At 72.2% G+C, this 10,139-nt stretch carries 9 protein-coding genes; 5 read left to right on the plus strand and 4 right to left on the minus strand.

Going from position 1 to position 10,139, the window contains the following annotated elements:
* The first annotated feature begins 43 nt into the window (after positions 1–43).
* The 3 genes from IEZ31_RS44990 (at position 44) to IEZ31_RS45000 (ending at position 3,749) form a co-directional block, all read left to right on the plus strand.
* On the plus strand, positions 44–997 hold the full coding sequence (locus IEZ31_RS44990) for an ATP-binding cassette domain-containing protein (protein WP_190256282.1): 954 nt from the start codon (positions 44–46) through the stop codon (positions 995–997).
* Positions 990–1,760 carry an ABC transporter permease gene (locus IEZ31_RS44995; RefSeq protein WP_229836820.1) on the plus strand — a complete coding sequence of 257 codons (771 nt, stop codon included), beginning with the start codon at positions 990–992 and terminating at the stop codon, positions 1,758–1,760. Before IEZ31_RS44990 ends, IEZ31_RS44995 begins: the two co-directional genes overlap by 8 nt.
* Before the next feature lie 189 nt (positions 1,761–1,949).
* Positions 1,950–3,749: a GH25 family lysozyme gene (locus IEZ31_RS45000; RefSeq protein ID WP_190256283.1), complete on the plus strand. Its 1,800-nt coding sequence runs from the start codon at positions 1,950–1,952 to the stop codon at positions 3,747–3,749.
* Positions 3,750–3,809: 60 nt separating this feature from the next.
* On the opposite strand, the gene msrB is transcribed toward IEZ31_RS45000, so the two are convergent.
* Positions 3,810–4,214 carry a peptide-methionine (R)-S-oxide reductase MsrB gene (msrB, locus tag IEZ31_RS45005; RefSeq protein WP_190256284.1) on the minus strand — a complete coding sequence of 135 codons (405 nt, stop codon included), beginning with the start codon at positions 4,212–4,214 and terminating at the stop codon, positions 3,810–3,812.
* 145 nt (positions 4,215–4,359) lie between these two features.
* Here msrB and IEZ31_RS45010 point away from each other — a divergent pair, with 145 nt between their 5' ends.
* Together IEZ31_RS45010 and ligD are read left to right on the plus strand one after the other, a co-directional pair.
* A complete protein-coding gene (locus IEZ31_RS45010; RefSeq protein ID WP_190256285.1) occupies positions 4,360–5,022 on the plus strand; it encodes an LPXTG cell wall anchor domain-containing protein in 663 nt (220 codons plus the stop codon).
* A gap of 40 nt (positions 5,023–5,062) precedes the next feature.
* Positions 5,063–6,085, plus strand: a complete 1,023-nt coding sequence (ligD, locus tag IEZ31_RS45015) for a non-homologous end-joining DNA ligase (protein WP_190256286.1) — start codon at positions 5,063–5,065, stop codon at positions 6,083–6,085.
* 17 nt (positions 6,086–6,102) lie between these two features.
* Here the strand turns inward: ligD and IEZ31_RS45020 are convergent, their stop codons facing one another.
* The 3 genes from IEZ31_RS45020 to IEZ31_RS45030 form a co-directional block, all read right to left on the minus strand.
* Complete coding sequence (locus IEZ31_RS45020; protein WP_373294792.1) at positions 6,103–7,674, minus strand: alpha/beta hydrolase; 1,572 nt, start codon at positions 7,672–7,674, stop codon at positions 6,103–6,105.
* 289 nt (positions 7,675–7,963) lie between these two features.
* Entirely contained in the window at positions 7,964–9,079 is a 1,116-nt protein-coding gene (locus IEZ31_RS45025; protein WP_190256287.1) for an ATP-dependent DNA ligase, read from the minus strand.
* Between the two features lie 83 nt (positions 9,080–9,162).
* On the minus strand, positions 9,163–10,023 hold the full coding sequence (locus IEZ31_RS45030; protein WP_229836829.1) for a DNA-3-methyladenine glycosylase family protein: 861 nt from the start codon (positions 10,021–10,023) through the stop codon (positions 9,163–9,165).
* Positions 10,024–10,139: the final 116 nt, after the last annotated feature.

The following is a 10,139-nucleotide window of genomic DNA, read 5'->3' on the forward strand; positions in this document are numbered from 1 at the left end:
TAGTGCGTATGACATACGCAATAACCATACAGGGGGAGCCGTCATGGCAGACGACCTCGCGATCGAGGCGACCGGCCTCGCGAAGTCCTACGGCAAGCTCAAGGTCCTCACCGGCGTCGACCTGCGGGTCGCGCCGGGCACGGTGTTCTCGCTGCTCGGGCCGAACGGCGCCGGCAAGACCACGGCCGTGCGCATCCTGGCCACGCTCATGCGCCCCGACGCCGGGACCGCGCGCGTCGCCGGCCACGACGTCGTGGCGCAGCGTCACCTCGTCCGCCGCCGGATCAGCCTCACGGGGCAGTACGCGGCGGTGGACGGCCTGCAGACCGGCTTCGAGAACCTGCGGATGATGGGCCGGCTCAGCGGCCTGTCGCGGGGCGCGGCCAACCACCGCGCCGGCGAGCTCCTGGAGCGGTTCGGGCTCACCGCCGCCGCCCACCGCCGGGTGGGCACCTACTCCGGCGGCATGCGGCGCCGGCTCGACCTCGCCGCCGGGCTGGTCGGGCAGCCGGCGGTGATCTTCCTCGACGAGCCGACGACCGGACTCGACCTGCCCAGCCGGCAGGCGATGTGGGAGGTCATCGGCGGGCTCGTCGACGCCGGGGTCACCGTGTTCCTGACCACGCAGTACCTGGAGGAAGCCGACCAGCTCGCGGACCGCATCGCCGTCGTGGACCACGGCCGGGTGGTCGCCGAGGGGAGCCCGGCCGAGCTCAAGCGCCGCTTCGGCGACCAGCGCCTGGATCTCGACCTGTCCTCCGGCGACGCCTGGCGCGCCGCGTTCGCCCTCCTCGGCGACCGGGTCGTGCAGCACGACGCCGAGCGCCTCACGCTGGGCGTCACCACGGACGGCAGCGCCGCGCACGTCCGCTCGGTCCTCGACGAGATCGACCCGCACCGCTCGGCGGTCCGCCGCTTCTCGTTGCACAGCGCGACCCTCGACGACGTCTTCCTGACCCTGACCGCCTCGTCCTCGAAGGAGCCCGCCCATGTCTAGCGCGATGTCCGGTGCGGCCGTGCAGTGGATCACCATGGGCGGCCGCTCGCTCCGCCTGGGCCGCCGCAACGTCGACGCCCTGCTGATGTCGGTCGCGTTGCCGGTGATGCTGATGGTGGTCTTCGTCTACCTGTTCGGCGGCGCCATCCAGACCGGCACGGAGTACGTCACGTACGTCGTCCCGGGCGTCATGCTGCTGTGCGTCTCGTTCGGCTCGGCGATGACGGCGGTGTCGGTGGCCAACGACATGTCCGAGGGCATCGTCGACCGGTTCCGCTCGCTCGACGTCGGCGGCGCGGCCGTGCTCGCGGGTCACGTCACCGCGAGCCTGGCCCGCAACGTGCTGTCCAGCGCGCTGGTGTTCGGGGTGGCGTTCCTGCTCGGGTTCCGGCCCAGGGCCGACGCCGGGCAGTGGCTCGCCGCCGCCGGCGTCCTGGTGCTCGTCATCGCCGCGGTGTCGTGGCTGGCGGCCGCGCTCGGCCTGCTGGCCCGCTCGCCCGAGGCGGCCAGCGGCTACACCTTCTTCATCACGTTCCTGCCGTACGCCAGCAGCGCCTTCGTCCCGATCGACACGATGCCGTCGTGGCTGCGCGGCTTCGCGAGCAGCCAGCCGGTCACCCCGATCACCGAGAGCCTGCGCGGCCTGCTGCTCGACCAGCCCGTCGGGGACGCGCCGTGGCGGGCGGTCGCCTGGTGCGTGGGCATCATGGCCGTCGCGATCGTGGCCGCCGCGGTGCTGTTCAAGGCCCGCACTCGCACGTAGCGGGTCGTGGAACCGCGTTATGTGAGGGTTTCGCGGATTTTTCCAGGGTTCGTCCGCAGCGGGCGGCATCGATCCGTATTCCGCGGTACCGTGGCGCCGCACTGGGGAAGGAACAGCGCGTTCCCGCACCGGCCTGCGCCGGCTGCGGGGGCGCCCAAGGAAAGGAAAAATCCCATCCAATCGAGGAGGTTGCTCTCCGCGCTCGCCGCCGCGCTCGTCGCCGGCACCCTGCTCGCCGCGCATCCCGCGCAGGCCGAGCCGGTGCCCGACGGCGGTGGCTACGCCAACGCCGGGGCACATGACGCGGGGTCGTCGCAGCGCGGCCGTGCGCAGGCGCCCGGACCGCAGTACTCGGTCTACGGCATCGACGTCTCCAGCCACAACCACACGACGCAGTTCCCGAACATCAACTGGGCGGCCCAGGCCGCTGCGGGAGTCAAGTTCGCGTACGTGAAGTCCACGGAGGCGCAGAACTACATCAACCCCTACTTCAAGCAGGACAACGCCGACGCGAAGAAGGCCGGCATCCTGACCGGCGCCTACACGTTCGGCCGTCCGGACAAGCGCGACCCCGTCGGCGACGCGAACTACATGATCGACAACTCCGACTGGGTGAACGACTCGAAGACGCTGGTGCCGGTCCTCGACCTGGAGTGGCCGTATTTCACCACCGTCAACAGCTGCTACAACCTGACCGTCGCCGAGATGCGCGACTGGATCCAGCGGTTCCTCGACCAGGTCAAGGTCCGGATCGGGCGCGACGCCATGATCTACACGGCCGCGGGCTGGTGGAACGTGTGCGTCGGCAACACCACGCAGTTCGCCAACTACCCGCTCGACGCCGCGACCTGGAGCGGCACCGCGCCGGTCCTGCCGATGGGCTGGACCAACTGGACGGTCTGGCAGTGGGCGAGCGGTGACCACACCCAGGAGGGCAACTACGACAAGCTGGTCTTCAACGGCGACCTCGCCGGCCTGAAGCAGAAGCTTGCCGGCGTCGACCCGCCACCCCCGCTGACCTCCGGACCCGTCGTGGTCAACCAGGGCAGCACCGGCGTGAACCTCTACGCCAACGCGGGCGGCGCGCTCGTCGAGCGCACCTGGCGGACCGGCGTCGGCTGGTCCAGCTGGTCCAACTTCGGCGGCGGCCTCGCCGGCCGTCCGTACGTGTTCCAGCACCCGCAGGGGTCGCTGGAGATCTACGCCCGCGCGACGAACGGGCGCCTCCTGCAGAAGTACTTCGCGGGTGGCAAGTGGTCGGGGTGGAACGACCTCGGCGGCTCGCTCGCCGGCGACCCGGTCGTGATGTACAGCCCGCGGTATGGATCGACAGAGATCTACGCTCGCGGGACCAACGGCCAGATCGTGCAGAAGTACTACGCGGGCGGCTCGTGGTCGGGCTGGGTCGACCAGGGCGGCACGCCGAGCGGCGACCCCGCCCTGCTGTACAACCCGACCTACCAGACGACCGAGGTCTACGTCCGGGGCACCGACGGGAAGCTGTGGCAGAAGTACTACGCCACGTCGTGGTCGAAGTGGAACGACCTCGGCGGCTCGCTCGCCGGGGACCCGACGGTGTTCCTCAGCCCGGTCTACAACACGACCGAGATCTACGCACGCAGCTCGGCCGGTCGCCTCGCGCAGAAGTACTACGCGGTGTCGAACGGCTGGTCGGCGTGGAAGGACCTGGGCGACAGCACCAACACCATCACCGGTGACCCGGTGCTGGTCTACAACCCGGCCTACAAGTCGACCGAGGTCTACGCCAGCGCCAACGGCAAGCTCGTCTACACGCTGTACCTGCCGGGCGGCTGGTACCCGTTCAAGAACCTGGGCGGCGCGCTCGGGACCCTGGACGTGTCCGTGCTCGTCAACAACGCGACCGCGAACACGGAGGCCTACGGCGTCGAGCCGGACGGCGACCTGGTTCGCATCGTGTACAGCAGGAGCCAGGGCACCTGGGGCACCTGGACGAACGTCATGCAGTAACGCTCGACGGTTCTGCGCGGCGGCGTGGCCCTTCCCGGGTCACGCCGCCGTCGTTTGCGCCTATCGGGGGTCGAGCTTGATCGACAGGCTGTTGACGCAGTGGCGGGTGTTCTTCTCGGTCATCCGCTCGCCGCGGAAGACGTGGCCGAGGTGCGAGTCGCAGCGGGCGCAGCGGATCTCGGTGCGGACCATGCCGTGGGAGCGGTCCTCGATCTCCTTGACGGTGCCGGGGATGGCGTCGTCGAAGCTCGGCCAGCCGCAGTGCGAGTCGAACTTCGTCGTGCTGTCGAACAACTGCGCGCCGCACGCCCGGCAGCGGTACACGCCGTCGGCCTTGGTGTCGACGTACTCGCCGCTCCACGGCGCCTCGGTGCCGGCACGGCGCAGCACCCGGAACTCGTCCGGGGACAGCCGCACCCGCCATTCCTCGTCGGTCGTGGGCAGGCTGACAAGTGGCTCGGTCATGCCTCAACGGTAGGCCGAGGCATGGGCGGCGACCATTACGGCTCACGAACGCGCCGGGCGCCCCGTGACGTCGGCCGGGCTGGCTCGTTGAGCCGCCCGAAAGCCGTAATTCGGACTTTTAGGATTTCTCGGGGTGGGCGAGTCGATGAGGTTGCTCTACAAGGCGGTGGCCGCCGGTGCCGTGGGCGCGGCCGGCCTGACCGCGCTGGCGGCGCCGGCCGAGGCGGCCGCGGCGCACCGGGCCGACGGATGCGACCTGCTGCGGGGCGCGCTGTCGCTGTGCGAGACCTCGTCGCCCGGCTCGACCTCGTACGGCGGTGCCGACGACGACGGCTACGGCGCTGCTCATCCCGGCACGCACACGTGGGGCGACTGGTCCCCGCACTCGTCCGGCCCGGCGTCCGGCTCCGGTCACGGCACTGCGGGTGGCGGCTCGGGCAGCGGCGTGCCTGGCGGCGGCGGTTCTGCCAGCGGGACGCCCGGCGGTGGCGGCGTGACCGGTGTGCCGGGTGGGTCCGGCGGCTCCGGTGGCGTGACCGGGGTGCCGGCGGGCGGCGCGGGCTCGTCCCCGGGTGGCAGCGGGACGGCGGCGGCATTCGGGGAGCTTCCGGTGACGGGTACGTCGTCGCCGCTGCTCACCACGGTCGGCTTCGCGTTGATCGTCGGCGGTGCCGGGATTCTCTACCTCACCCGCCTGGGCGACCGTGGTGAGGAGGGGGAGGCGCCACGGGTACCGTCGCCTCGTGATCGGCGTCCGGCGCCGAATCGCCGCCGCCGGCCCCAGCCGCAGCCGACCCGCCGCGGCTGACACCCCGCCGGCGCGCGCGTCGCGGGTTAGAGTCCGAGGCATGGCCGATGCGCTGGAGATCGAGGTCGCGGGCCGGTCGGTCCGGCTGACCAGCCCCGACAAGGTGTACTTCCCGGAGCGTGGCTTCACCAAGCGGGACGTCTTCGAGTACTACCTGGCCGTCGGTGACGGCATCATGCGAGCCCTGGGCAACCGCCCGACGACCCTCCAGCGGTTCCCGGAGGGCATCGGCGGCGAGATGTTCTTCCAGAAGCGCGTCCCGACGAGGGGTGTGCCACCGTGGATCGAGAAGGCGCAGATCGCGTTCCCGAGCGGCCGCAAGGCCGACGAGCTCTGCCCGGCCGACCTGGCCCACGTGGCGTGGGCGGCCCAGATGGGCACGATCGTCTTCCACCCCTGGCCCGTCCGGCGCGCGGCGGTGGACAACCCGGACGAGCTGCGCATCGACCTCGATCCCCAGCCGGGCACCGACTTCGCCGACGCCGCGGTGGTGGCGGGCGAGCTGAAGGCCATCCTGGACGAGCTGGGCTTCGCCGGCTGGCCCAAGACCTCCGGCGGCCGAGGCGTCCACGTCTACGTCCGCATTCGTCCACAGTGGACCTTCGTGGAGGCGCGGCGGGCGGTGATAGCGCTGGCGCGCGAGCTGGAGCGCCGCCGCCCCGACCTGGCCACGACCAGCTGGTGGAAGGAGGAGCGCGGCGAGCGCGTCTTCATCGACTTCAACCAGATGGCCCGCGACCGCACGATCGCCTGCGCCTACTCCCTGCGCGCCAACGCACGGGCGACGGCATCGACCCCGCTGACCTGGGAAGAACTCCCGGACGTCGACCCGAACGACTTCGACCTGCGCACGGTCCCCGAGCGCTTCGCGAAGCTGGGCGACCCGCACGCGGCCATCGACGACCACGCGCACGACATCACGCCCCTGCTGGAGTGGGCCGAGCGCGACGCGGCGAACGGCCAGGGCGACATGCCGTACCCCCCGGAGTACCCGAAGATGGAGGGCGAGCCCATGCGCGTCCAACCCAGCCGGGCCCGCCGCCCGGTGGAGGAACCGTCCTGACCGCAGGGGCGGAGACGTTACTTGTCGCAGGTGAGGTTGGCGCCCGGGACGCGTAGGTCGATCAGGTAGCGGTTGACGGCGTCGATGATGCAGCCGGTCTTCGGGTATGCGGTGTGGCCCTCGCCCTTCCAGGTGACCAGCGTGCCGACGCCGAGCATCTTGGCCAGGGCGGGGGCCTGCTCGTACGGGGTTGCCGGGTCGCCGAGGGTGCCGATCACCACGATCGGGGCGGAGCCGGTGGCCGCGCCGGCTGGGTACGGGTCGCGCTTGCCGGGCCACTGGGCGCAGATCAGGTTCAGGGCCAGCGAGCCGCCGAACAGTGGGTACTTCTGGCGCCACTGGGACTGCAGGGCGCGGGCCTGCTCGACCGTCGGGGTGTCGTCGCTGTCCGCGCAGCCCACGGCGGCGTTGGCGTCGAACATGTTGGTGTAGTTGCCCGACGGGTCGCGCTCCGCGTAGGAGTCGGCCAGTTTGAACAGGCCGTCGGCGTTGCCGGACCGCAGGTCCTGCATCGCCTGGGCCAGCTCGCGCCAGCTCGACTCGCTGTAGAGCGAGGACACCACGGCCGTGAACACCCAGCCGGCCGTCGCCTTGCGACCGCCCTTGCCCGCCACCGGGGCCGTGCGGGAGTCCGCGATCGCCTTGGTGACCACCGCCCGGGCGTCGGGGCCGATGGGGCAGGAGGTGGCGTTGGCCCGGCACCAGGTGGCGAAGTTGTTGAAGGCCAGCTCGAAGCCGGCCGCCTGCTTCTCGGCCGAGTCCTGCGTCGACAGCGTCGGGTCGACGGCGCCGTCGAGGACCAGGGCGCGGACGTTCTTCGGGAACAGCTGGGCGTAGACGGCGCCGAGGAGGGTGCCGTAGCTATAGCCCAGGTAGGTGAGCTGGGACTCGCCCACGGCGGCGCGCAGCGCGTCCATGTCGCGGGCGGTCTGCTCCGTCGAGTAGTAGCGCAGCGCGTCACCGTACTTGGTGCCGCAGCTCTGGGCCAGCTTGCGGGCCAGCGTGACGCTCTGCTGGAACTGCTCGTCGGACACCGGGTCGGGGTCGATGCCGAAGTTGGCGTCGAGGTCGGCGTTGGAGAAGCACTTCACCGGCGACGACCGGCCGACGCCGCGCGGGTCGAAGCCGATGACGTCGAAGCGCCGCAGGACCTCCGCCGGCAGGTACACCGAGCGATACACCCCGTAGTCGAAGCCCGACGCGCCCGGCCCACCCGGGTTGATGAACAGCGAGCCCACCCGGTCGCGCTGGGTCGTCGAGCGGCCGCGGACCAGGGCGACGTCGAACGTGCCCGAGTCCTTCGGGTGCTCCCAGTCCTGCGGCACCTTCACCGTGGCGCAGCTGAACGTCACGTTCTGCGGCGGGGACGGGAAGACCGCCTTGTACGCCTCCGGGCACGGCTTCCAGTCGGCCGGCGCGATCGGCACCCCGGAGCTGGTCGCCGACGGCTGGACGGACGCCTTGGGCAGCGGCCGGCCGGCGGTCGGGACGGTCCACCGGGTGTCGGGCGCGATGCAGCCGCCGAGCAGCGCCGCGACGACGAGCAGGGGAACGAGACCGGCGAGCCGTCGGCGGAGGCGATGGTGGATCAAGGAAACCCTGCCAGAGGGGAGGCGGCGGTGGCTCACGGACGGCCCGCCGGCGGTGCGGCGGACCCGACTCCAGGATGCCTGGCCGGTGCGTGGGCGGTCACGACTCAAGGATGCCTTGCCGACCGGAGCCGCGGACCGGGCCCGCCGATCCGGCGCCGACCGGGCCCGCCGATCCGGCGCCGACCGGGCCCGCCGATCCGGCGCGGACCGGGTCCGCCGATCCGGCGCCGGCGGTGGCTCAGGGGCGGCCGGCCGGCTGCCCCGCCGGCCGGGTGGCGGCGGTGGCTCACGGACGGCCGGCCAGCACGGACTCGACGTCGAACCGGATCGGGCGGTCGAGCTGCTCGTAGGTGCAGGAGCGCGGGTCGCGGTCGGGGCGCCAGCGCTTGAACTGGGCCGTGTGCCGGAACCGGTCGCCCTCCATGGCGTCGTAGCCGACCTCGACGACCAGCTCGGGCCGCAGCGGCACGAACGACAGGTCCTTCTTGCCCGTCCAGCGGCTCACCCCGCCGGGCAGGCGGGTGCCACCCTCGGCGGGCAACGACTCGATGCTCTCGGCCGCGCTGCCCGGGGCCTGGCCCGCCCAGTTCCACGGGTGGTCGACCACGTCCTCACGGTATTGCTCGAGCTCCTGCACCAGCTCGGCCCGCCGCTCCCGGGTGAAGGAGGCGGCCACCCCGACGTGGTGCAGGCGGCCCTCGTCGTCATAGAGGCCGAGCAGGAGCGAGCCGACGATCGGGCCCTCCTTGTGCCAGCGGAAGCCGGCCACCACCGTGTCCGCCGTGCGGGAGTGCTTGATCTTGTACATCGTGCGCTTCCCCGGCTCGTAGAGCCCCTCGGCCGGCTTGGCGATGACCCCGTCGAGCCCGGCGCCCTCGAAGCGCTCGAACCAGTCGCGGGCCGTGTCGACGTCGGTCGTCACCGGGGTCACGTGCATCGGCGGTCGCACCTCGGCGAGCGCCTCGACCAGGCGGGCGCGGCGCTTGGCATAGCCCTCTCCGGTGAGTGCCTGGTCGCCGAGGGCCAGCAGGTCGAACGCCACGAACGAGGCCGGCGTGTGCTCGGCGAGCATCTTCACGCGGCTCGCGGCCGGGTGGATGCGCTGGCCGAGCATCTCGAAGTCGAGCCGCGGCTCGCCCGTGTCGCGCCGGATCACGATGATCTCGCCGTCGACCACGCAGCGCTCGGGCAGCTGGGCCCGGACCTGCTCGACCACCTCGGGGAAGTAGCGGGTCAGCGTCTTGCCGCCCCGGCTGGCCAGCTCGACCTCGTCGCCGTCGCGGAAGACGATGCAGCGGAAGCCGTCCCACTTCGGCTCGTAGCTCATGCCGGGCGCGGTGGGCAGGCTCGGGATGCTCTTCGCGAGCATCGGCTCGACCGGCGGGTTGACGGGCAGTTCCACGAGGACCAGTCAACCACAGAGCTACGACAACTTCGTTCAGACGACGTCCCACACAGCGGCCCGCGCCCGGTTATGCGGCGCCCTCAGAACCGCGCGAACGAGCGCAACGGCATCCGCGGGCCGAACTTCGGCGCCGTGATGCCCGCGGCGGCCAGCAGGCCGCACACCCGGCCGCGATGGCCCGCGTAGGGGGCCAGCAGCTCCAGCATGTGCTCGTCCGTGCCGCGGGGCGCCCCGGTCAGCGCGTAGGCCACGATGTTCTTGATGTGGTAGTCGCCGACCGAGACGGCGTCGGCGTCGCCGTACGCCGCGCGGGTCACCTCGGCCGCCGTCCACGGGCCGATGCCGGGGATGCTCACCAGCCGCGCGGTCGCCGAAGCCGCGTCCGGGCAGCGCTCCAGGGCCGCCGCCTGGGCCGCGGCGCGGCGGAGCGTGTCGGCCCGCTTCTGCTCGACGCCGAACGGGTGGAACACCCAGTACGGCGTGGCGGCCACCGCCTCCGGCTCCGGGGGCAGCCGCAGCCGTGGCAACGGCCCGGGCGCGGGCTCGGCGCTGAAGTGGCGCAGCACGCGCACGTACCCGTGGTGCGCCTCCTTGCCGGTCACCTTCTGCCCGAGGATCGCCGGCACCAGGTGGTGGAAGACCCGGCCGGTCGCGCCGAAGCGCAGCCCGGCGTGCTCGTGGGCGAGCCGCGCGACGAGCGGGTGCTGCTTCGCGAGCTCGGCGAACCCGGTCACGTCGTCGCGCAGCCCGGCCACCACGTCGGCCCGGTCGAGCAGCCAGCCGGCACCCGGCCCGTAGGCCTCCGCGGTCAGCTCGGCGGCCGGCTTGGAGTACGACAGGCGCAGCGTGCCCGGACCGTCGGGGGTGCGGGTCGCGAAGAACGCCTCCCGGCCGCCGATCGCGAGCGTCGGGTCGCCGTGGATGAGCGCCAGGCCGCGCATGGTGCCGGCCAGGTCGTAGCGCTCGGGGGCGGCGAAGCGGGTCACGCGCCCTCCGCTTCGCTCCGGCCGCGCGCCTTCGACACTGAGCCGATGGTGACCGGCCCCTCCGCTTCGCT

The sequence above is a fragment of the Dactylosporangium sucinum genome, assembly GCF_014647515.1.
GTDB lineage: Bacteria > Actinomycetota > Actinomycetes > Mycobacteriales > Micromonosporaceae > Dactylosporangium > Dactylosporangium sucinum.

Excerpts from the sequence above, each read along its gene's own strand:
- msrB (WP_190256284.1), bottom strand. The coding sequence starts at position 4,214 with ATGACCGAGCCACTTGTCAGCCTGCCCACGACCGACGAGGAATGGCGG.
- ligD (WP_190256286.1), top strand. The coding sequence starts at position 5,063 with ATGGCCGATGCGCTGGAGATCGAGGTCGCGGGCCGGTCGGTCCGGCTG.
- IEZ31_RS45030 (WP_229836829.1), bottom strand. The coding sequence starts at position 10,023 with ATGCGCGGCCTGGCGCTCATCCACGGCGACCCGACGCTCGCGATCGGC.
- IEZ31_RS44995 (WP_229836820.1), top strand. The coding sequence starts at position 990 with ATGTCTAGCGCGATGTCCGGTGCGGCCGTGCAGTGGATCACCATGGGC.
- IEZ31_RS45010 (WP_190256285.1), top strand. The coding sequence starts at position 4,360 with ATGAGGTTGCTCTACAAGGCGGTGGCCGCCGGTGCCGTGGGCGCGGCC.
- IEZ31_RS44990 (WP_190256282.1), top strand. The coding sequence starts at position 44 with ATGGCAGACGACCTCGCGATCGAGGCGACCGGCCTCGCGAAGTCCTAC.